The 21,622-nt window shown below is 73.8% G+C and carries 20 protein-coding genes and 1 pseudogene; 8 read left to right on the forward strand and 13 right to left on the reverse strand.

Going from position 1 to position 21,622, the window contains the following annotated elements; translation table 11 throughout:
• Nucleotides 1–41: 41 nt before the first annotated feature.
• From ACTJIY_RS08930 to ACTJIY_RS08945, 4 genes are all read right to left on the reverse strand, one after another.
• Nucleotides 42–467: a TIGR03667 family PPOX class F420-dependent oxidoreductase gene (locus ACTJIY_RS08930; protein WP_440697229.1), complete on the reverse strand. Its 426-nt coding sequence runs from the start codon at nt 465–467 to the stop codon at nt 42–44.
• A gap of 2 nt (nt 468–469) precedes the next feature.
• On the reverse strand, nt 470–919 hold the full coding sequence (locus ACTJIY_RS08935; RefSeq protein WP_253051248.1) for a CoA-binding protein: 450 nt from the start codon (nt 917–919) through the stop codon (nt 470–472).
• 62 nt (nt 920–981) lie between these two features.
• Entirely contained in the window at nt 982–1,452 is a 471-nt protein-coding gene (locus ACTJIY_RS08940; protein ID WP_353708104.1) for an anthrone oxygenase family protein, read from the reverse strand.
• Nucleotides 1,449–2,354, reverse strand: coding sequence for an NmrA family transcriptional regulator (locus tag ACTJIY_RS08945; protein WP_440674943.1), 906 nt, complete (start codon nt 2,352–2,354; stop codon nt 1,449–1,451). Before ACTJIY_RS08945 ends, ACTJIY_RS08940 begins: the two co-directional genes overlap by 4 nt.
• Nucleotides 2,355–2,518: 164 nt before the next feature.
• Here ACTJIY_RS08945 and ACTJIY_RS08950 point away from each other — a divergent pair, with 164 nt between their 5' ends.
• The gene (locus ACTJIY_RS08950) at nt 2,519–3,469 is read left to right on the forward strand and encodes an AraC family transcriptional regulator (protein WP_440674942.1); all 951 of its coding nucleotides are present in this window, start codon (nt 2,519–2,521) and stop codon (nt 3,467–3,469) included.
• Nucleotides 3,470–3,475: 6 nt separating this feature from the next.
• Here ACTJIY_RS08950 and ACTJIY_RS08955 read toward each other — a convergent pair whose 3' ends face one another.
• Complete coding sequence (locus ACTJIY_RS08955; RefSeq protein ID WP_440674941.1) at nt 3,476–3,979, reverse strand: metallophosphoesterase family protein; 504 nt, start codon at nt 3,977–3,979, stop codon at nt 3,476–3,478.
• A gap of 50 nt (nt 3,980–4,029) precedes the next feature.
• Between ACTJIY_RS08955 and ACTJIY_RS08960 the strand changes: the two genes are divergently transcribed.
• The gene (locus ACTJIY_RS08960) at nt 4,030–4,443 is read left to right on the forward strand and encodes a nitroreductase family deazaflavin-dependent oxidoreductase (protein ID WP_440674940.1); all 414 of its coding nucleotides are present in this window, start codon (nt 4,030–4,032) and stop codon (nt 4,441–4,443) included.
• A gap of 99 nt (nt 4,444–4,542) precedes the next feature.
• Here the strand turns inward: ACTJIY_RS08960 and ACTJIY_RS08965 are convergent, their stop codons facing one another.
• On the reverse strand, nt 4,543–5,793 hold the full coding sequence (locus ACTJIY_RS08965; RefSeq protein ID WP_440674939.1) for a chitinase: 1,251 nt from the start codon (nt 5,791–5,793) through the stop codon (nt 4,543–4,545).
• A gap of 243 nt (nt 5,794–6,036) precedes the next feature.
• Between ACTJIY_RS08965 and ACTJIY_RS08970 the strand changes: the two genes are divergently transcribed.
• The 3 genes from ACTJIY_RS08970 (at nt 6,037) to ACTJIY_RS08980 (ending at nt 8,404) form a co-directional block, all read left to right on the forward strand.
• Nucleotides 6,037–6,651, forward strand: coding sequence for an HhH-GPD-type base excision DNA repair protein (locus ACTJIY_RS08970; protein WP_439159069.1), 615 nt, complete (start codon nt 6,037–6,039; stop codon nt 6,649–6,651).
• Between the two features lie 88 nt (nt 6,652–6,739).
• The gene (locus tag ACTJIY_RS08975; protein ID WP_440674938.1) at nt 6,740–7,954 is read left to right on the forward strand and encodes an AI-2E family transporter; all 1,215 of its coding nucleotides are present in this window, start codon (nt 6,740–6,742) and stop codon (nt 7,952–7,954) included.
• Between the two features lie 84 nt (nt 7,955–8,038).
• The gene (locus ACTJIY_RS08980) at nt 8,039–8,404 is read left to right on the forward strand and encodes a VOC family protein (protein ID WP_047232624.1); all 366 of its coding nucleotides are present in this window, start codon (nt 8,039–8,041) and stop codon (nt 8,402–8,404) included.
• 36 nt (nt 8,405–8,440) lie between these two features.
• Here the strand turns inward: ACTJIY_RS08980 and ACTJIY_RS08985 are convergent, their stop codons facing one another.
• From ACTJIY_RS08985 to ACTJIY_RS09000, 4 genes are all read right to left on the reverse strand, one after another.
• Complete coding sequence (locus tag ACTJIY_RS08985) at nt 8,441–8,824, reverse strand: hypothetical protein (protein WP_440674937.1); 384 nt, start codon at nt 8,822–8,824, stop codon at nt 8,441–8,443.
• A 64-nt stretch (nt 8,825–8,888) separates the two neighbouring features.
• A complete protein-coding gene (gene cofE / locus ACTJIY_RS08990; protein ID WP_439159065.1) occupies nt 8,889–9,764 on the reverse strand; it encodes a coenzyme F420-0:L-glutamate ligase in 876 nt (291 codons plus the stop codon).
• Complete coding sequence (locus tag ACTJIY_RS08995) at nt 9,761–10,759, reverse strand: TIGR03557 family F420-dependent LLM class oxidoreductase (protein WP_253051237.1); 999 nt, start codon at nt 10,757–10,759, stop codon at nt 9,761–9,763. Before ACTJIY_RS08995 ends, cofE begins: the two co-directional genes overlap by 4 nt.
• A 115-nt stretch (nt 10,760–10,874) precedes the next feature.
• Nucleotides 10,875–12,803, reverse strand: coding sequence for a DUF4914 family protein (locus ACTJIY_RS09000; RefSeq protein ID WP_440674936.1), 1,929 nt, complete (start codon nt 12,801–12,803; stop codon nt 10,875–10,877).
• 183 nt (nt 12,804–12,986) lie between these two features.
• Here ACTJIY_RS09000 and ACTJIY_RS09005 point away from each other — a divergent pair, with 183 nt between their 5' ends.
• The gene (locus ACTJIY_RS09005; protein ID WP_440674935.1) at nt 12,987–13,967 is read left to right on the forward strand and encodes a hypothetical protein; all 981 of its coding nucleotides are present in this window, start codon (nt 12,987–12,989) and stop codon (nt 13,965–13,967) included.
• 64 nt (nt 13,968–14,031) lie between these two features.
• The gene (valS, locus tag ACTJIY_RS09010) at nt 14,032–16,839 is read left to right on the forward strand and encodes a valine--tRNA ligase (RefSeq protein WP_253051234.1); all 2,808 of its coding nucleotides are present in this window, start codon (nt 14,032–14,034) and stop codon (nt 16,837–16,839) included.
• A gap of 83 nt (nt 16,840–16,922) precedes the next feature.
• Here valS and ACTJIY_RS09015 read toward each other — a convergent pair whose 3' ends face one another.
• Nucleotides 16,923–18,122: a baeRF2 domain-containing protein gene (locus ACTJIY_RS09015; RefSeq protein ID WP_253051233.1), complete on the reverse strand. Its 1,200-nt coding sequence runs from the start codon at nt 18,120–18,122 to the stop codon at nt 16,923–16,925.
• Nucleotides 18,123–18,286: 164 nt separating this feature from the next.
• Nucleotides 18,287–18,637 (reverse strand): chorismate mutase, encoded by a 351-nt coding sequence (locus ACTJIY_RS09020; RefSeq protein ID WP_440674934.1) that lies wholly within the window; start codon nt 18,635–18,637, stop codon nt 18,287–18,289.
• Between the two features lie 105 nt (nt 18,638–18,742).
• On the opposite strand from ACTJIY_RS09020, the gene ACTJIY_RS09025 reads away from it, so the two are divergent.
• Nucleotides 18,743–20,560: an AMP-dependent synthetase/ligase gene (locus ACTJIY_RS09025; protein ID WP_353708097.1), complete on the forward strand. Its 1,818-nt coding sequence runs from the start codon at nt 18,743–18,745 to the stop codon at nt 20,558–20,560.
• 921 nt (nt 20,561–21,481) lie between these two features.
• Here ACTJIY_RS09025 and ACTJIY_RS09030 read toward each other — a convergent pair.
• Nucleotides 21,482–21,622 (reverse strand): annotated as a pseudogene (locus ACTJIY_RS09030) (ATP-dependent Clp protease ATP-binding subunit ClpX); the annotation flags it as partial.

Here is a 21,622-nt window from a genome sequence, read left to right on the forward strand (position 1 = left end):
GTGTCTTCACCTGACCGGCCGGGCCGAGGCGCGGTGCTCGCTCAGTAGCCGCGGAGGCGCTCCAGACGGACGCGCACGGTGACGGAGTAGTCCTCGTGGAAGCCGTCGGGAGTCGTGCCGAGGCCGCGGATCCCCTCGCCGTACTTCGCGTCGTACGCGACGCGCTCGTCGGGTGAGAGGCCGGCGTCGTCGATCGCGGCGGTGCCGGTGAGGACGACGACGTCGTCCCCCGACCGGGTGCTGTTGAGGTGCACCGCGACGCGGTGGTTCCCGCGGACGTTGCGCAGCTTCGCGGTGCGGGGCTGGGACTTGACCACGACCTCGTCCGCACCGTCCCACACGAACCACACGGGGGTCGGCTGGGGGGCGTCGTGCGGGTCGACGGTCACGAACCACAGGACCGGCTCGGCGGCGAGACGGGTCGCGGCGCGCGAGCCCAGGTCGGACGTGGTGTCGATCGCGGGCACGGTCACGCCTCCTTCGTGGTGGTCGCGGCCAGGCGCGGCAGCTCGATCGCGGGGCAGCGGTCCATGACCATGTCGAGCCCGGCGTCGCGCACGCGCTGCGCGGCGTCCTCGTCGATCACGTCGAGCTGGAACCAGACCGCCTTCGCGCCGATCGCGACGGCCTGGTCGGCGACGTCGCCCGCGAGCTCGGAGCGCACGAACACGTCGACGACGTCGACCGGGAACGGGACGTCCGCGAGCGTGGCGTAGCCCTGCTCGCCGTGCACGGTCTCCGCGGACGGGTGGACGGGGACGATGCGCTTGCCGTGCTGCTGGAGCACGCGCGCCACGCCGTACGCGGCGCGCGACGTGTTGTTCGACAGGCCGACGACGGCCCAGGTCTCGGTGCCCTCGAGCACCCGACGGATGGTCTCCTGCTCGTCGGCCGGCGCGGCCGCTGCGACGTCGCTCATGTCGTGCGCAACCGGCCCCCCGCCGTGGCTATTCCGCGACGGGGGCCCGGCGCCCGGGCAGCTCAGACGAGCGCGACCGCCAGCAGCGCGGTCGCCACCGCGCCGGCGACGGTCCGCACGTGGTTCCACGCGAGCCAGCGCGGGAGGAACGCGGCCCACGCGGCGGCGAGGTCCGCGGGCCGCTCCGCCGCGGCGTCGAGACGCTCGTTGAGCGGGACGTTGCCCACGGCCGTGACGCCGAGGATCCCGACGGCGGAGACCACCGCGCCCGCGAGCGCCCGCACCGCGCCGGGCGACCCGCCGACCAGGCCGACGACGGCCGCCGCGGCGGGCACGAGCACGCTGGCCGCGAGCAGGAGCATCAGCGGCGGGCGCAGCGCGTCCTCGTTGATCGCGACCATGGCCGCGGCCCCGTCGGCGGCGGGGAGGCGGCGCAGCCCGCCCATCACGAACGTGGAGAACGCGAAGAGCACCCCGCCCGCGAGCCCCGTCGCGACCGCACCCGCGACGACGAGCACCGCGAAGGCGCTCACGAGGGCTGCCCGGACGTCGACGTGACCGTCGCCGGCCAGGTCGCGGCCTCGCGCACCGCGAACTCGCGGAAGTCGCGCGGCTCGCGGCCCAACGCCTGCCGGACGCCGTCGGCGACCGGGGTCCCGCGGCCGTCGAGCACCTCGGTGAAGAGGTAGCGCATGAGGCCCACGACGTCGTCGGGCAGCCCGATCGCCCGCAGCCCCGCGACGAACTCGTCCATGGTGATCGGCGCGAACCGCACGTCGTGCCCGCTCGCCCTCGCGATCTCCGCCACCGCCTCGGCGAACGTGATCGCACGCGGCCCGGTGAGCTCGTAGACCCGGCCGGCGTGCGCGTCGTCGACGAGCGCCGCGACCGCGACGTCGGCGACGTCCTCGAGGTCGACGAACGGCTCGGCGACCCGGTCCACCGGGAGCGCGAGGACGCCGTCGAGCACGGGATCGAGCAGGAAGCTCTCGCTGAAGTTCTGGTCGAAGAACGCGCACCGGACCACGGTGCGGCCGGGGAACGCCTCGGCGACCAGCACCTCCGCGCGCTGCGCCTCGACCTCGCCGCGGCCGGAGAGCAGGACGAGGCGGCGCACCCCCGCCTCCCGGGCGAGCGCCGCGAACCGGGCGACGGCCTCCGGGGAGCCCGGGATCGCGAGGTCGGGCACGTAGACCGCGTACACCGCCTCGGCCCCGGCGACCGCGGGGCGCCACGTGGTCTCGTCCTCCCAGTCGAAGCGGACGGCCCCGGAGCGGGACGCGCGCCGCACGGGGAGCCCGAGGGCGTCGAGGCGGTCGGCGACCCGGCGGCCGGTCTTGCCCGTCGCGCCGAGGACCAGGACCGGACCGGGGGCCGGGGCAGCGGTCGGGGTGTCGGTCGAGGCGGGAGCCGGGGTCGGTGTCGTAGCGCTCATGGCGTCTCTCCTGTCGAGCGTCGGTGCGGGGACGAATGCCAGTCAACCGGGCACCGGCGAGACGCGACATGGCCCTGACGCTCGTCTCCATACGCGACCGTCTCACGTCCCCGCGGCGCCTCGACCACTGGCCGCGGCTCCGGGACGGTGCGTACCCTGACCGGATGGACGTCGTCGCCGGGCTCCTCGACGGGCCGCGCGCCCGCGGCGCCTTCCTCCTGCGCAGCCACCTCCGCGCCCCGTGGGGCATGCGCATCGAGGACGAGGCGCCGCTGACGATCGTGCCCGTGCTGCGCGGCTCGGGCTGGGTCGGGCCGGTCGTGGGCGACGACGGCGCGGACCCGGGCGAGCACGTCGGGACGGGGGACGTCGTCCTGCTGCGCGGCCCCGACCACTACGTCGTGGCGGACGCGCCGACGACCGCACCCCAGGTGGTCATCGGGCCCGAGTCCGACATGTGCCGTGCGGTCGACGGCGGGCCCTCCCCCATGACGGTGCTCGGCGTGCGGTCGTGGGGCAACGACCCCGGTGGCGAGACCGTCATCATCACGGGCACCTACCCGCTCGACGGCGAGGTGGGCCGTCGCGTCCTGCGCGTCCTGCCGCAGCGCGTGGTGCTGCGCAGCGGCGACGTCGACGGGACGCTCGTGGAGATGCTCGCGCGCGAGGTCGTCCAGGACCTGCCCGGGCAGGAGGCGGTGCTCGACCGCCTGCTCGACCTCCTCCTCATCTCGTGCCTGCGCACGTGGCTCTCGCGCGACGACGCACCCGGCTGGTACCGCGCCGACGCGGATCCGGTGGTCGGCGCTGCGCTGCGCCTCATCCACCACGACCCGGCCCGCGCCTGGACCGTGGACACGCTCGCGCGCGAGGTCGGGCTGTCGCGCGCGGCGTTCTCGCGGCGCTTCACCACGCTCGTCGGCGAGCCGCCGATGAGCTACCTCACCGGCTGGCGCCTCGACCTCGCGGCGGACCTGCTGCTCGAGCCCGACGCGACGCTGACGTCGGTCGCACGCGCCGTCGGGTACGCGACGCCGTTCGCGCTGAGCGCCGCCTTCAAGCGCGTGCGCGGCGTGAGCCCCGCCGCGTACCGGGCGCGCGCGGGCGCCGCCTGAGGCGGCTCACCGCGGCACCGGCACGAGTGCGACCTCCCGGAGCACGCCGTCGTCGACGACGGCCGTGAGGTACGTCCCGACCGGCTGACGACGGCGGTCCGTCGGCGACCCGGGGTTGAGGAGCCGCAACCCGCCCGGCGAGGTCGTGTCCCACGGGACGTGGCTGTGCCCGAAGACCAGGAGGTCCGTGCCCGGGAACGCCGCGTCGGCGCGCCGCTCGCGCCCCTGCTTCGTCCCCGTCTCGTGCACGACGACGAGCCGCAGCCCGTCGATCGTCGCGCGCGCCACCTCGGGCAGGCGCGCGTGCAGCGCGGGGCCGTCGTTGTTGCCGGCGACCCCGACCAGCCGGGACGCCCGCGCCTCCAGCGCGTCCAGCAGGTCGGCGCTCACCCAGTCGCCCGCGTGCACCACGACGTCGGCGTCGTCGACCGCGCGCCACACCTGGTCCGGGAGCGCCCGCGCCCGGACGGGGACGTGGGTGTCGCTCAGCAGGAGCAGGCGGGTCGGCACGGGTCTCACGATAGGTCGCGCGGACGGGTCGCGCCGGGCCACGATGGGGCATGCCGATCCCTCGCTGGGTGACCCGCAGCAACAAGCGCTTCCTCAACCCCGTGATGCTGCGCGTCGCGACCGGCGTCGGGCCGATGGCGGTCGTGCGCCACGTGGGCCGACGCAGTGGCCGCGTCTACCGCACGCCCGTCTTCGCGTTCGCGTACCGCGACGCGCCGGGAGAGCCGGTCCGCGTCGTCCTCGCGCTCACGTACGGGCCGGACGTCGACTGGGTGCGCAACGTCGACGCCGCGGGCGGGTTCGTGCTGGAGCGGCGGGGCGAGGAGTTCCGCGTCGAGGACCTGCGCCGCGTCACGGGCGAGGACGGGCTGCGGCTCCTGCCCGGCTGGACGAGCGCCGTCCTGCGCCGCACGGGGGTGGACGAGTTCCGGACCGGGAGACTGCTGCGGGCGACGTCCGCGTAGCACCGCGCCCGTGCCGCGTCCTGCGGTCGACGCTCGTGCACCACGAGACGGCGGACGCCCGGCCGGAGGTCCGGCCGGGCGTCCGCGAGCGCCAGCGGATCAGCACGCGCCGAGGTCGGCCCACGGGCCCCAGGTCGCGGCGCCGGGCTTCTCGCCGAGCGTCCACCACTTGGCCTTCCACGTGTGCCCGTCGAAGGACGCCGTCGTCCCGCCCACGTACACCTGCGACGCGCTCCACGGCGCCGCCGTGCAGGTCGGGTCGGTCGGGTCGGTGGGGTCCGTCGGGTCGGTCGGGTCCGTCGCGCCGGAGGTGAACGGCGCGAACTTCTTCGAGAACTCGAACTTCTGCTGCGCCAGCCCGGAGCAGTCGTCCTGCGTCGTCTGCGCGCCGGCACAGCCGCCGGTGTCGCGGTGCAGCGCCCAGAACGACAGGTAGGCGACGCCCTTCTGCCGCGCGAAGGCGAGCACCGAGTCCGCGTTCGCGAGGGAGAACGTCTCCCCCACGCCCCAGTCGGAGACGCCGATCATCTCCGTGATGCCGACCATGTTCCAGAGCTGCGCGTCCGTCTTCGACGGGTAGATCGTCTTGAGGAAGCTCACCAGGCCGGTCGTCGCGGTGACGGTGTCCTGCGCCATGTTCGCGCGGTCGCCCTCCCAGTAGTCGAACGTCATGACGTTGACGACCGAGACCTCGACGCCGTTCGTCACGGCGTTGCGCAGCAGGTTCTTGCCCGACGCGGCCAGGCCCTGCGTCGTGGTCGGCAGCGTGTACTGCACCTCGAACGTCCGGCCGTTGGCCTTGGCCCAGTCCTGGACGATCTTCAGCGCCTTGTTGCGACGGTCCACGCCGGCGCTGCTGTTGATCGAGTCCGCCTCGATGTCGAAGTCGATGCGCTCGACGTCGTAGGTCGTGATCAGCTTCTGGATCTGCGCCGCGATCGCGTTGACGTCCGTGCACGAGTCCGCCAGCTCCGTGAGCTGCCCGTCCTCGGTCGCGTCGTCGGCCGTCCAGCCGCCGAGGGACGGGATCACGTTGCCGCCGCGCGCCTGGATCGCGTCCACCTGGGCGCCGAAGCTCGACTGCGCGATCGGCAGCGACGTGTCGCCGTTCCAGTAGAGCGTGCACGACCCCTGCCGCTCGGTCTGGGCGAACGCCAGCGTGATGTGGTCGGCGCCGGCCTGCTGGGACACCGCGCTGATGTCGTCCCCCAGCCACATCTCGTAGTACGGCGAGAACACGTGGTCGGGGATCGGCGTCGCGGCGGACGCCGGCTGCGCGGCGAGGCCGACGGCCGCGCCGACGGCGAGCGCCGTCGTGGTCGCGAGCGTGAGCAGCTTCCTTCGGAACATGGGAACCTCCGGTCCAGGCCGGCGTCGTCCGTGGCGCCGGGTGCGGGAGACGTCGGCGCAGCGGGCGACCGACGGATCGACGCTACGGCGTCCGCGACCCGCGCCCATCGGTGCGATTGCGTATCTTTCGCGATCTACGCGTCCGTAGCACCCCGTATACGGATGCCTCGGGCGACGACCCCGCGCGGCTCCGCGAGACCCGCGACCGGACGCGGGCGCCGCCGTCCTGCCATGATGGACGGCATGACCGACCAGCTCTGGATCACCGGCGACCCCGACGCGGACGCGCTCCTCAGCGACGACGCGTTCGCCCTCCTCGTCGGCATGCTCCTCGACCAGCAGTACCCCATGGAGCACGCGTTCGCGGGACCGCGCAAGATCCGCGACCGCCTCGGCTCCATCGACCCGCGCGCCGTCGCGGAGGCGGACCCCGACGCGTTCGTCACGCTCGCGACGACGCCCCCGGCCATCCACCGGTACGGGCGCTCCATGGCGGCCCGGGTGCAGGACCTGGCGCGCGTCGTCGTCGACGAGTACGACGGCGACGCGACCCGGATCTGGACCGCGCCCGGCGCCGGCGACGACGGCACGGCGGCGCCGACCGGCGCGGAGGTCCTCGCCCGGCTGCGCGCGCTGCCCGGGTACGGCGACCAGAAGGCCCGGATCTTCCTCGCGCTGCTCGGCAAGCAGCGCGGCGTGCAGCCCGCAGGGTGGCGGGAGGCGGCGGGCCACTACGGCGACGAGGGGTCGCGCCGGTCCATCGCCGACGTCACGAGCGCGGAGTCGCTCGCGGAGGTCCGCACGTTCAAGAAGGCGCAGAAGGCCGCGGCGAAGGCCGCGAAGGCCGCGAAGGCCTGACCGGGCGGGGGCGTCGCGGGTCGCACCACCGGCCGCACCGCGACGGACGTCCGCGTGCGCGGCGACGCCCGGCCGCTATCGTCGGCGCGTGACCACGACGACGTCGCGCGCCCCGGCGCTGCCACCCTCCACCCGCACGCTGCTGGCTCTCGCGGCGGGCGTCGTCGTGCTCGCCGGTGTCCACACGGCACGGGAGGTGCTCGCGCCGCTGCTCCTCGCGGCCGTGATCGTCATCATCTGCCACCCCGTGCGCTTCCCGCTCGAGCGCCGGGGCTGGCCGCGGTGGGCCGCGACGACGGCGGTCGTCGTGGTCGCGTACCTCATCCTCGCCGTGCTCGTCGCGATGCTCGTGTTCGCGGGCTTCCGGTTCGCCGACCTGGTGCGCGAGTACCTGCCGGCGCTCGTGCGCTCGGTCGAGGACGTCGTCGACCAGCTCTCCGCCGTCGGGATCGACACGGACGTCGCGGAGGCGGCGACGTCGTGGCTGGAGCCCGCCCGGGTCCTCAGCCTCGCCGGGAACGTGTCGGGCATGGCGCTCGGGGTCGCGACCGCCTTCTTCTTCGTGCTCGCCTACGCGATCTTCATGGCGGCGGACGCCGCGCGGTACTCGACCGCGACCACGGTGTTCGGCACCGAGCGCGCCGCGACGATCGACCGCGCGGCCCGGTTCAGCGGCGGCGTGCGGCGCTACTTCGTCGTCAACGCGTCGTTCGGCGCGGTCGTCGCGATCGTCGACGGCGTCGCGCTCTGGCTGCTCTCCGTCCCCGCGCCGACGGTGTGGGCGATCCTCGCGTTCGTCACGAACTTCATCCCCAACATCGGCTTCGTGCTCGGCCTCGTGCCGCCCGCGATCATGGCGTTCGTCGTCGGGGGGTGGCAGCTCGCGCTCGCCGTCGTCGCGGTCTACTGCGTCGTGAACGTCGTGCTCCAGGTGCTCGTCCAGCCCAAGTTCGTGGCGGACGCCGTGAACCTCAGCCTGACCCTCAGCTTCGTCTCCGTCGTGTTCTGGACGTTCGTCATCGGTCCGCTCGGCGCGATCCTCGCGATCCCGCTCACGCTCCTCGTGCGCGCGCTCGTCCTGGAGCCCGACCCCGGCTCGGGCTGGCTGCGCTGGCTCTCCGGCGACGACGTGTCCCGCGCCCGTGGGACGGACCCGGCGCCCGGCGCGGCGGAGGTCGACGGTCCGACCGCGGCGGAGCGTGTCGAGGCGCCCTCGCCCCGGGACGCGGAGACCGAGCGTGACCCTCAGGTCCAGCCTGAGGGTTCGGCGGCGGACGACGCGCCTGCCCCGGAGACGGCGTAGCCGCGCACCCTGTTGCGACCCCGTCCACGGTCCCTAGGCTGGCAGACGGCGGGTGTCCGCCCGTCACCGGCACGGGGAGGAACCATGGCGCACGGAGACATCACGCACATCGACATCCCGGTGAGCGACAGCGGCCGGGCCACGCAGTTCTACGGCGAGCTCTTCGGCTGGCAGATCGCGGAGGTCCCGGGCTTCGAGGGCTACCCCATGTGGCAGGCGCCGAACAAGATCAGCGGCGGCGGTCTCGCCCCGCGGTCCGAGGGGTTCACCACCCCGCGCAGCTACGTCGAGGTCGACTCGATCGAGGACACGCTCGCGAAGGTGCGCGAGCTCGGGGGCCGTGTGGTCCTGGAGAAGTCCGAGATCAGCCCGACGTCGTGGTGGGCGGCGTTCGAGGACGCCGACGGGAACCAGATCGGCCTCTACGAGGGCACGACGGACGCGGGCTGACCACGCCGGGCGTCCCCACCCGGGCGGTCGTCGCGGTCAGAGCGACAGCACGCGACCGTCCGGGTCGCCCGGCCGTCGCGGCCGGAGCGTGGGCGGCGGCGGCCACGGGAGGTCGTAGCGCTCCACCTGGACGTCGATCGCACCGAAGTCGTCGGTCTGCACGACCACGCCGTCCGGCGTGACCTCCACGAGCCGGACGCGCAGGGGCGGCGCGTCCTCCCGCTCGAGCATCCACACGTCGGCCAGCCACGCGAGGCTGAGCCCGTCCAGCGCCTCCTCCGCCTCGAGCCAGCCCACCGGGCCGGTCAGCTCGCGCCCGAGGAGCGACACCGCGACCCAGGCATCGCCCTCGGGACGGATCCAGCCCACGTGCTCGCGGTCGTCGGGGCGGCGGTGCGGGATCCACTCGGCGGGCAGCATCCCGGCAGGCTAGCCCGCCGGCCGTCCGCGAGCCAGCACATTGCCGCCCTCCGGGTGCCGCCGCTCAGCGGGCGGGGAGGGGCTCGTTCCCCGACCCCTCGCGGAAGCCCTCGCCGAACCCGTCGCGATAGCCGCGGTCGTAGGCCTCGGCGCTCCCCTCCCGGAAGAGGTCGTCGGCGGAGGGCCGGACGAGCGCGCGCGCACCCGGGCCGTCGTCGTCGCCCACGTACCGGCCCAGCCCTCGCACGACGGCGACCGGACGGCCCGCCGTCTTGCCGCGCACCAGCTCGCTCGCGGAGGCCACCTCGTCGGCGACGGCCGTGACCGTCACGGAGAGGGGACGGCCGTGCGCGTCCGTCCCGCCGCGCAGGTCCTCGGCCACGACGATCCCCGCCGCACCGATCGCGACGTCGACCAGCCCGTCGCGCCACGCACGACCCGCGGTGTCGGTGACGACGACGCCCAGACGGTCGAGCCCGAACCGGTCGCGCAGCGCGGCCCGCAGCGCCCGGGCCGAGGCGTCCGGGTCGAGCGGGAGCAGGAGCACCGTCCCGTCGGGGGTGTTGGAGGCGTCGACCCCGGCCGCGGCCATGACCAGGCCCAGGTGGTTCTCGACGATGCGCAGCGGAGGCTGGCCCGGGCGCTCGCGCGTCGCGACCACGCGCACCGTCTCGTCGGTGATCGCCTGCTCGCGGTCGGCGGCGGCGACCACGCGGCCCTCTGCCTTGGACACGACCTTGCTCGTCACCACGACGACGTCGCCCTCGGCGAGCGCGTCGCCCGGCGGCGCCCCGGCGAGCAGGTCGCCGACGAGCGCGGCGAGGTCGTCGCCCGGGCGCACCTCGCCCAGGCCCGACGGCGCCCACACGGACAGGCGCGCGTCGTCGCCCTCGCGCGCGCTGCCGTCGGGCACGACCGCGCCCGTGCCGCCGGAGGTCATCGCGCCAGCTTCGGAAGGACCTCGCGACCGAAGACCTCGATCCACTCCCGCTGGTTGCGGCCCACGTTGTGGAGGTAGATCCGGTCGAAGCCGAGGTCGACGAACTTCTGGATGTACGCGCGGTGCTCGTCGGGGTCGGCCGAGATGACCATGCGGCCCTCGAAGTCCTCGGGGCGCACGAGCTTGGCCATCTGCTCGAAGTCGTGCGGCGAGCGGATATCGGCCTTGGGGAACTTCATGCCGCCGTTGGGCCACTCGGTCATCGCGTTCGCGAGCGCCTCCTCGTCGGTCGCCGCCCAGGACAGGTGGAGCTGCAGCACCTTGGGCATCGCCTGCGGGTCCCGGCCGGACTCACGGACGCCGTCGTCGAACTTGCCGAACAGCATGGAGATCTTCTCCAGCGGCGCACCGACCGTGATGAGGCCGTCCGCGTGCCGCCCGGCGCGCTTCGCCGTCACCGGGCCCGCCGTGGCCACGAGGATCTCCGGCGGGACCTCGGGCATGGTCCACAGCCGCGTGGACTCCATCTTGTAGAACTGCCCGGAGTGCTTGACGTCCTTGTTGTCGAGCCCGGACTGGAACAGCTTCTTGATGACGTCGATCGCCTCGAACATGCGGTTGATGCGCTCGGGCGCCTCCGGCCAGTAGCCCGCGACCACGTGCTCGTTGAGCGCCTCGCCCGAGCCCAGGCCGAGCCAGTGCCGCCCGGGGTACATCGCGGCGAGCGTCGCCGACGCCTGGGCCACCATCGCGGGGTGCCAGCGGAACGTCGGCGCCGTGACGCCCGGGCCGAGGTCGCCCCTCGTGCGCTCGCCGAGCGCGGTGAGCACGTTCCAGACGAACGACGACTCGCCCTGCGCGGGGACCCACGGCTGGAAGTGGTCGGCCGCCATGGTGCCGGAGAAGCCGTGCTCCTCCGCGTAGGCCGAGAGCGCGACGGCCTCGGTCGGGTGGAACTGCTCCAGCATCGCGGCATAGCCGATCGTCAGACCCATGAGCCGACCCTAACCCCCCTCGAGCCCGCCCGGGCCGCCGGTCGCGCCGGGCGCGGCCGCCGCCTCACGACGACGTCCGCGCCCGGCGCTCCCACGGCCCTCCGGAGCGCCCGGGTCAGACGTACAGCGGGGTCAGCGCCTCGTACTCCTCGACGGAGCCGTTGCGCAGGCACACCTCGATGATCTGCCGTCCCAGCGGGTCGAGGCCGTCGGTGAGGAACTGCCGGAGCTCGCTCGCGAAGAAGTCGGTGATGATCCGCGCCCCGGTGTCGTAGGCCTCGATCCCCACCTGGGACTGCAGCTCGGGCCGCAGGAACGTCGGCCGCACGAGCTGGCCGTCGATCTTCATCTCGGTGAGCGTGTACCCGAACAGCGGGCAGCGGGCCGGGGTGAGCTCCTCGGGGCGCAGGCGCCCGCCCCCGCGACGGGCGAGGTACTCGCGGGTCAGCCACTCCGCGGCGAAGTCGACCTTGTACGCGCCGATGTGCTGGTTGGGCGTCAGGACGTACCGGGTCCGGTCCGTCTCCACGAGCTGGCGCAGCAGGAGGTTCGCGGCCGCGACCTTGGTCCCGGTCGCGAACGGCCAGTACGACCCGACGCCCTCCGCGACCATGCCGCCGTGGGCCAGCGCCTCCGTCGCCGAGCGCGACTCGCCGATCGACGGGTTCTTGTCCCCGCGCGGCGCGACGAGCCGCCAGATCCACGCCAGGGAGGCGGGGACGACGTGGGTCATGCCCATGATCCCGTAGGTCGGGTGGTCCCGGGTGCAGGCCGGCATGCGGGCGCCGAACGTGCGGACGTCGACCTCGGCCGGCCCGGCGACGCCGGTGAGCAGGTGGCGGGGCACGACGACGCGCGGGTTGGGGCAGCGCCGGCCGTCCGAGTCGAGCGTGTGCTCCCAGGGCAGCACCGTGGCGTCGGGGACGCCGTCGATGTTGAAGAACACGAGCGGGACGTCCGGGTGGATGCACGCGCGCTCCAGGTGGGCGTCCTGGCCGTAGCCGGTGAGGTTGTCGACCCGCACGAACCACCCCTCCTCCGCGTCCGTGACGACGAGGCGACCGTCGCCCGTCTGGAGCCCGGCGTGGCACAGGGTCATGTCGTCGGTGACGGGGTCGAGCGCGCTCGTCTCCCCGAGCGTGATGACGTACGGCTCGTCGGTCACGACGTTCGTGCCCAGCAGGATCCGGCCGTCCTCCTGACGCCGGATCTCCTGGCACATCTCGGACTTGCCGCCGCCCGACGCGCCCTCGTGCATGACGACGGTCTCGTTCTCGTACGGCGTGGTGACGCGGACCGACGACGCGTGCGCGGTGACCCAGCCCTCGCGCTCGCCGACGTCGAGCAGCACCGAGAACACGCCCTTCTTCGCGCTCGGACCGGGGTACAGGTTGTAGGCGAACACCTCGTGCAGCGTCTCGGAGCGGTCGTGCACGACGACCTGGCGCCCGCCGAACCGCGTGTGGCGGAACGGCGGGGCGACGTAGAGGATCGAGCGCGGCTCGAACGGCCCGAGCTCGTCGAACGTGGTCCAGCCCTGCAGGTCGACGAGCGCGAGGGCGAAGAACGCCGCGTTGGCCGGGCAGACGGCGAGGGACGGGTAGCCGTGGGTGCGTCCCCCCGCGCGGAACGGCACGACCACCAGCTCCTGGGTCGCGAGCCACGCGAGCGTCTCGTCCTTGACCGGGGCGAACTCCGCACCGAAGACGTCGCGGTAGCGCGGCTTGTCGGTGGGCAGGTCGTCGGCGATGCGCATGCAGTCCGGGTCGCGCCGGCGCATGTAGTCCTCCGGGTAGTTCACGGCGATGCCGTTCCGGCAGCGCACCACCTCGGCCTCGGGGACGAGGGTGCCGTCGGCGTCGTACTCCACGACGAACCGCGGACCGCCGCCAGGGCCGAGCGCGAGGCGGTAGAGCTCCTCGCGCGAGGACGGCACGACGAGGTCCGGGCACGCCGCGAGCGCCCCCTCGAGCGCGGGTGGGAGGACGACGCCCGGTGGCAGGGCGCCGGTCGTGCGCGCGCGGTCGGTGGTCGTGAGGGTCATGGTTGCTCCCGGTGGTCGGCGCGAGGGACGAGATCGAGGTGCGCCCACGAGCACCCGTGTCTTTGCGTGCAGGTTACGAGCCGATGACCAATCACCCCCAGGGACCTTGGACCCGTTGTGACGTGCCCCGCCGATCCGGCCGCGGCCCCCCGCGCCGCGCGGACCCCCGATAGCCTCTCGCCGGTGAGCACCTCTCCCCCGCCCCGCGCGACCCTCGACACGCGAGCCCTCGTGGAGCCCGTGGACCGCGCGGTGGTGCGCGCGCACCACCGGGAGGTCCGGCGCCGGGCGCGCGCGGCGCGAGCGCTCACGCGATCCTCGGTGACGTCCCGGGTGCTCGCCAGGGTGCTCGGAACCGCCTTCCTCGCTCTCCTCCTCGCCCTCGCGGTGTTCGTCGTCGGCGCCGTCCTCGCCCTCGTCGTGGTCGGGCTCGTCGCCGCCGGAGTCGCCTCCGGGGTCGCCGTCGGGCTCGTGGCGGTCGGCCTCGTCGCCGTCGGGCTCCTCGTCGCCCGGGGCGTGCGGCGCTCGTCCGCCCGGGACCACGAGCGGGCGTACCGCCTGAGCCGGTTCGCCGCGGCGAACGGGTTCGACCTCGAGGCGCGGGTCGACGATCCGGAGCTGCCCAGCGGGGCGTTCCGGCTGGGCATCCTCCGCGTCGCCTGGAACGTGGTCCGCACCCGCGGTCACCACCCCGTCGAGGTCGCGACCTACACCTACAGCGCCGGCTACCGCAACGGCGAGCCGTTCGAGTTCACCTATGCCATGGTCGGCATCGACCGCGCCCTCCCCCACGTCGTCGTCGAGACGGCACCCGCCCGGGGCCTACGCGGCGCCCGGGCTCCGCGGGGCGTCGAGCGCGTGTGGGAGCTGCCGGTCGACGGCCCGTTCGGCGACCGCCACCGCGCCTACGGGCCCGTGCGGTCCCCGACGGGCACCGCACGCGCCGTCTTCACCTCGGAGGTCGTCGAGACGCTCGTCCGCGGACCCCTGCCGCTCGCGGCGGAGGTGTCCGGCGACCGGCTCTTCCTGTACAGCGAACGCCCGCTCGACCTCCTCGACCCGGCGGTCTGGGAACGCCTCCTGGGGACGGCCACGGACCTGGCCGCACGCCTGTCCGGCGCGGACGGGACCGGCGCCGCGGGCGCCGCCTCCGGCACCCGGTGACGACGGCGGCCGGGACACGAGACGCCGTCGGGAGCGGCCCCGAGATCTGGGAGAATGGGCGACCATGAGCGACTTCCCGACGAACGCGCCGACGGGCGCGGCCGATGCCACGGCAGCAACGACCTCCTCCGCCGGCCACGTAGCCGGCGACGTCGTCCGCGCGGTGGTCGCGGGAGTACCCGACCGGGTGAGCCTCGACGGGCTCGAGGAGACCTACGACGCCCGCTGGGCCGAGCAGGGGACGTACGCGTTCGACCGCTCCAGGACCCGCGAGCAGGTCTTCTCCATCGACACCCCGCCGCCGACAGTCTCCGGCTCCCTGCACGTGGGCCACGTCTTCTCCTACACCCACACCGACGTCGTCGCGCGCTTCCAGCGCATGCGCGGCCTCGAGGTGTTCTACCCGATGGGCTGGGACGACAACGGCCTGCCCACCGAGCGCCGCGTGCAGAACTACTACGGCGTGCGCTGCGACCCGACGCTCCCCTACGTCGAGGGCTTCGAGCCCCCGCACGAGGGCGGCGAGGGCAAGTCGGTCAAGGCCGCCGACCAGGTGCCGGTGAGCCGCCGCAACTTCATCGAGCTGTGCGAGCGACTGACCGCCGAGGACGAGAAGCAGTTCGAGGCGCTGTGGCGCCGGCTCGGGCTCTCGGTCGACTGGGCGCAGCACTACCAGACGATCGACGCGCGGTCCCGCACCGCGGCGCAGCGTGCGTTCCTGCGCAACCTCGCGCGCGGCGAGGCGTACCAGGCGGAGGCCCCCGGGCTGTGGGACGTGACGTTCCAGACGGCGGTCGCGCAGGCCGAGCTCGAGGCGCGCGACTACCCCGGGCACTTCCACAAGGTCGCGTTCCACCGCGTCGCGCCGGGCACGCCCGACGACGGCGCACCGGTCCACATCGAGACGACGCGGCCCGAGCTCCTCGCGGCGTGCGTGGCGCTCGTCGCGCACCCCGACGACGAGCGGTACCAGCACCTGTTCGGCACGACGGTGCGCTCGCCGCTGTTCGACGTCGAGCTGCCCGTCCTCGCCCACCCCGCCGCCGAGCGCGACAAGGGCGCGGGCATCGCGATGTGCTGCACGTTCGGCGACCTCACCGACGTGCAGTGGTGGCGCGAGCTGCAGCTCCCGACGCGGTCGATCATCACGCGCGACGGCCGCATCACGCGCGAGACGCCGGACTGGATCACGTCGCACGCCGGCCAGGGCGTGTTCGCCGAGCTCGCGGGCAAGACGACGTTCTCGGCGCGCCAGGTCGTCGTCGACGCGCTGCGCGACGCGGGCGACCTCGACGGCGAGCCCGTGCCGACCCAGCGCAAGGCGAACTTCTTCGAGAAGGGCGACAAGCCCCTCGAGATCGTCACGTCGCGCCAGTGGTACATCCGCAACGGCGGCCGCGACTGGACGACGGCCGACGGCACGACGCGCGACCTGCGCCAGGAGCTGCTGACCCGCGGCAAGGAGCTCGCGTTCCACCCCGACTTCATGCGCGTGCGCTACGAGAACTGGGTCGGCGGCCTCAACGGCGACTGGCTCATCTCGCGCCAGCGCTTCTTCGGCGTCGCGATCCCGCTGTGGTACCCGGTGCTGGAGTCGGGCGAGGTCGACCACGACCACCCCATCGTCCCGTCCGAGGACGTCCTGCCCGTCGACCCGTCGTCCGACGTGCCCGCCGGGTACACGGAGGACCAGCGTGGCGTGCCGGGCGGGTTCGTCGGCGAGAACGACATCATGGACACCTGGGCGACGTCGTCGCTCACGCCGCAGATCGCCGGTGGCTGGGAGGTCGACCCCGACCTGTTCGAGCGCGTGTTCCCCATGGACCTGCGCCCGCAGGGCCAGGACATCATCCGGACCTGGCTCTTCTCGACCGTCGTGCGCTCGCACCTCGAGTTCGGCTCGCTGCCGTGGAAGAACGCCGCGATCTCGGGCTGGATCCTCGACCCCGACCGCAAGAAGATGTCGAAGTCCAAGGGCAACGTCGTCACGCCCATGGGCCTGCTGGAGGAGCATGGCTCCGACGCGGTGCGGTACTGGGCCGCCTCGGCTCGCCTGGGCACCGACGCGGCGTTCGAGGTCGGGCAGATGAAGATCGGGCGCCGCCTCGCCATCAAGATCCTCAACGCGTCGAAGTTCGCGCTGTCGTTCGGCGTGGACGCCGAGACCGGGACGGGCGAGATCGTCCTCGACCCCGCGCTCGTCACCGAGACGCTCGACCGTGCGATGCTCGCCGGCCTCGCGTCCGTCGTCGAGAAGGCGACCGAGGCGTTCGAGGCGTACGACCACACGCGCGCCCTCGAGACCACGGAGACGTTCTTCTGGACGTTCTGCGACGACTACCTCGAGCTCGTCAAGGACCGCGCGTACGGCGCCGGCGCCGCGGCGTCCGACGTCTCGGCCGAGACCCGGTCCGCGCGCGTCGCGCTCGCGATCGCGCTCGACACGCTCCTGCGTCTCTTCGCGCCGTTCGTGCCGTTCGCGACCGAGGAGGTCTGGTCGTGGTGGCGCGCGTCGGAGGGATCGATCCACCGCGCGCCGTGGCCGACGTCCGACGTCGCGCGCTCGGCGGCCGGCGACGCCGACCCGGCCGTGCTCACGGCCGCGGGCCACGCGCTCGCCGCGCTGCGCAAGGTCAAGTCCGAGGCGAAGGTCTCGATGCGCACGCCGATCCTCGCGGCGCAGGTCGCCGTCCCGGCCGCGTCGCTCGCCGGCGTCGAGGCATCGGTCGTCGACGTCCGCAACGGCGGGCGCGTCACCGGCACGCTCGACCTCGTCGCGGCCACGGAGGGCCAGGGCGACCCGGCCGTCCAGGGCGGGATCGTCGTCGTCTCCTCCGAGCTCGGCGAGCCCGAGGCCCGCAAGAAGTCCTGACTCCCCCACCTGTCGTGGGCATGGAATGGGCCCGGTTCTGCGGTCAGAACCGGGCCCGTTCCATGCCCACAGCGGCCGGCGGGTCAGATGATCTCGCCGCGCAGCCTGGCGTCGTCACCGGACATCGTCGCCGCGACCTCGCGCGGCGTGCCCTCGTCGGCCCACCGCAGGGTCGCGCCGACGCCCTCGATGAGCTCGACGCTGCCCTCGGGCGCGAACGTCAGGCCGGCGTCCTGGCCCACCGCGGCACGGACGAGCGCGACCGTCGCGGGGAGCTTCTCGAGGCCCTCGGTGACGCCCAGGTCCTGGATCTCCTCCTTGGACGCGGCGATGTGCATCGGGCTCGGCCCGATCCAGAGCGAGCGGCCGTCGAGCGCCGCGTCCTGGCCGTACTCGTCGGCCAGGACGAGCTCCTTGACCTGCCCGCGCGCGAGGACCGCCACGACGTCCTCGACGGACGTCACGGCACCCGACTCGCGCCCCTGCTCCTGACGGAACTCCGCGAGGACCTTCTCGCGCCGTCGTTCGCGGAAGCTGTCGAGCGCGTCGGCGACGTTCGCCTCGAACGCGGCCTCGTTGATGCCCGGGCCTCGACCGCCGCCCGGGACCTCGACGACGAGCTCGGCCGTCGCACGGCCGAGCGCCCCGCGCACGAGAGGGACCGCGCGCACGTCCCCGGTGAGGAGCACGAGCTCGGGGCGGTACTCCGCCGCCTGGCGCTCCAGCTCGGCGGCCACCGCCTCGGCGTTGCGCTCCCACGAGTCCTCCGCGCGCGACTCGATGCGCTTGTGGGACAGGCCGCCGGTCCGGACCTTGTTGATGACGTCGTGGCCGCCCTCGACCGACTCCGGCTCCGCGTACGGCAGGTGTCCCCCCGCGACGGACCACGTGAGGTCCGCGCCCTGGCGGTCGACGACGACCCGCACGTAGTCGACCGACTCGTCCGCGGCGCGCGCCGCCTGGAGCAGCGCGGGGACGGGGCCCCACGACCCCTTCGTGAGCGCCGGCGGGTCCTTGACGACGCGGTCGACCAGCACGCCCGTGTCGTCCGCGATCAGCACGCGCCCGTGGGTGCCCCCGACCCGCGTCGGCCGCAGCACCACCTCCTCGAGGTCGTCGAGGACGGCGTCGGGCGCGCCCTCCTGGCGCAGCGTGCGGCGCACGCCCTTCCAGCGGTTCTCGACCTCGCGGTCCCCGGCCTCGTTGGCCCGCGTCGCGTCGATGTACACCGTCGCGAAGGGGCCCGGGTGGCCGAGGAGGGGCTTGAGCCAATCGATCTTCATGCGAACACCTCTAGCGTCCGTCGGCGTGGCGGGCGGGCCGCCCGGCGCGCAGGTCGTGCCGACGCCGGGGCCCACCCTGGGACCCCTCCAGGGTCGGTCAGATCGACCCGCGTCGCCACCGCGCGTCGGGCAGGACCCGGCGGACGCCGACGGTCACGACGCCGTCAGGAGTAGGTGTCGAGGACGGGCGTGCCCTCGCCCGACGCGGCGTGCTCCGCGGCGATCCGCTCGTGGTGGCGGATGACCTCGCGGACGATGAACTCGCGGAACTGCTCCGCGAACTGGGGGTCGAGGCCCGCGGCGTCGGCGATCCCGGTGAGGCGCGCGATCTGCTGCCGGTCCCGGTCGGGGTCGGCCGGCGGCAACCCTCCCTGCGCCTTGAGCTCCCCGACCCGGCGCGTGAACTTGAACCGCTCCGCGAGCAGGTGCATGAGCGCGGCGTCGATGTTGTCGATGCTGTCGCGCAGCATGAGGATCTCGGCGGGGACGGCAGAGGGGCCGGGCGGGTTCGTCACCCACTGATCCTAGGCGCCCCCGGCGACCCGAGGAACGCGATACTCGGAGTACGGAGTAAAGTGTCACGCCGTCCCTACCTGCCGTCCCACTCAGCGGAGAGTCCCATGACGGAACACGCGTCGCCGAGCCTCGTCGAGGTCTCCCCCACGGCGACCATCAGCACCCTCCTCACCGACCGTGTCGCCCGTGGACCCCACGCGACGCTCGTCGAGCGCCGGACCACCGCGGACGGCCCGTGGGAGCCCGTCACCGCGCAGGAGTTCGAGGCGGACGTCGTCGCCGTCGCGCGCGGCCTCGTGGCCCGCGGCATCGAGCCGGGAGACCACGTCGCGATCATGTCGCGCACACGCTACGAGTGGACCCTCCTCGACTTCGCGGCGTGGGCCGTGGGCGCCGTCCCCGTGCCCGTCTACGAGACGTCGTCGGCCGAGCAGGTGCACTGGATCCTGTCGGACGCCGCCGTGCGGCTCGCCGTCGTGGAGACCGCCTCCCACGCCGCCGAGGTCGCGTCCGTGCGGGACCGCCTGCCCGCCCTGGAGGACGTGCTCGTCGTCGAGGACGGCGCCGTGGACGCCCTGCGCGCCGCAGGCGCTGACGTCCCCGCCGAGGAGGTGGACCGCCGTCGCGCCGCCCAGCGGGTCGACGACCTCGCGACGGTCATCTACACCTCCGGCTCGACCGGGCGCCCCAAGGGCGTCGAGCTCACGCACCGGAACTTCGTCCACCTCGCGCTGAACGGCCGCGCCGGCCTCGCCGAGATCCTCGACTCCGACGGCGCGCGCACCCTCCTGTTCCTGCCGCTCGCCCACGTCTTCGCGCGCTTCATCCAGGTCGTCGTGGTCGCGTCGAACGCCGTGCTCGCACACTCGTGGGACACCAAGAACCTCGTCGCCGACCTCGGGACGTTCCGCCCCACGTTCCTGCTCGCCGTGCCGCGCGTCTTCGAGAAGGTCTACAACACGGCCGAGCAGAAGACCGGGACCGGCGCCAAGCGCAAGGTCTTCCACTGGGCCGCGAAGGTCGCGATCACGTGGTCGCGCGCGCTCGACACCGCGGGCGGACCGTCGTTCGGGCTGCGCGCGCAGCACGCCGTCGCCGACCGGCTCGTCTACTCGACGCTCCGGGCCGCGATGGGCGGGCAGCTCACGTACTCGATCTCCGGCGGCGCTCCCCTCGGCGAGCGGCTGGGCCACTTCTACCGCGGCGTCGGGCTGCGCATCCTCGAGGGCTACGGCCTCACCGAGACGACGGCCCCCACCGCCGTGAACCTGCCCGGCCTCACCAAGATCGGCACCGTCGGGCCCGCGTTCCCCGGCACCTCGCTGCGGATCGACGACGACGGCGAGCTGCTCGTCAAGGGCGACCACGTCTTCCGCGGCTACCGCAACCAGCCCGAGCTCACCGCCGAGGCGCTCCAGGACGGCTGGTTCCGCACCGGCGACCTCGGCGCGTTCGACGACGACGGCTACCTGCGCATCACCGGCCGCAAGAAGGAGATCATCGTCACCGCCGGCGGCAAGAACGTCGCCCCCGCCGTGCTGGAGGACCGCCTGCGCGCCCACCCGCTCGTGAGCCAGGTCGTCGTCGTGGGCGACCAGCGCCCCTTCATCGGCGCCCTCGTCACGCTCGACGCCGAGATGCTCCCGGGCTGGCTCGCGACCCACGGCCTGCCGCCCATGGACGTCGACGCCGCCGCCACGAACCCCGACGTCCTCGCCGCGCTCGACCGCGCCGTCGCGCACGCGAACGAGGCCGTCTCCCGCGCCGAGTCGATCCGGAAGATCACCGTGCTGACCTCGGACTTCACCGAGCAGAACGGCTACCTCACGCCGTCCCTCAAGGTGAAGCGCGGCCTCGTCATCAAGGACTTCGCCGACACGATCGACACCCTCTACGGCGCCAAGGTGGGCGCCGACGCCTGACCAGGCAAGGCCTGCCATCCACCGAGGCAGAACCCTGGCCGGCCGAAGCAGACCCGAGACCGCGCGAGGTAGAGCCCTGGTCACGCGAAGTAGAGCCCTGGTCCGCCGAGGTAGAGCCCTGGTCACGCGAGGTAAAGGCCGTGGTCCTGCCCGACGGCGGTCTGGTCACCTTGGGTGGTCGGGGTGGGTAGTGGTGCCGCGTCTACCATCCGCCGCTCGTTCCTCGCGGCTCCCGCCAGGCCCGCCACGACGCGGCACCACCACCCACCCCGCCCGACGTCGCCTCACCCTGGTCGTCCCTCACCCGGGCGACCGCCCGCGGTGCCGGTCTCGCCGACACGTTCCCGTTGCTGCGTCCGCTTGCCGCGTGACACCGCACACCTCCGCCCGTCGCGCGCCTCGCGGGCGCCACTGCGCCGCTGCGCCGCGGCCGCGGCGCAGCGGCTGCAGCTGCGGGTCAGGGTCGTGGGTCGTGGGTCGTGGGTCGCGACTCGACCTGTTCTCGCGACGTCGCCCCGTGCCGTCGCGAGGTCGCCCGGGCCGCACGACGCCACGCCGAGCAGGTCGTCTCGGCCCGACATGGGGGCTGACGAGCCAAGGTCGCCTGGTCGGGCTGCCAGGACCGCCTGGTCGGCCGGTCGCCGAGCCATGGTGGGCCGACCGCCGAGCGGTGGGGGTGGGCTCGGATGCGAAGGGGCGTCAGAGCGGCGCTCCTAGAACCCACGCCCGACAGACCAGAGTGACGGCGCCGCAGCCCCGAGCACCGAGCCCACCCCCACCGCGGACCCAACCCTGCGCGTCTGAGACCCGACCACAGCTCTACCTCGGCCACCACGGCTCTACCTCGGCCACCACGGCTCTACCCCGGCGGACCAGGGCTCTACCTCGGCGGACCGGGGCTCTACCTCAGCGGGTGGCAGGTCAGGCGGACTTCTCCCGCGGGGTGCGGCTGCGCGCGGTGGAGGTGCGCGGCACGATCGTGGGATTCACGTTGTCCAGCACGACCTCACGCGTGATCACGACCCGCTCCACGTCATCACGCGACGGCACGTCGAACATCAC

Source organism: Cellulosimicrobium sp. 22598, assembly GCF_052044445.1.
Lineage (GTDB): Bacteria > Actinomycetota > Actinomycetes > Actinomycetales > Cellulomonadaceae > Cellulosimicrobium > Cellulosimicrobium cellulans_G.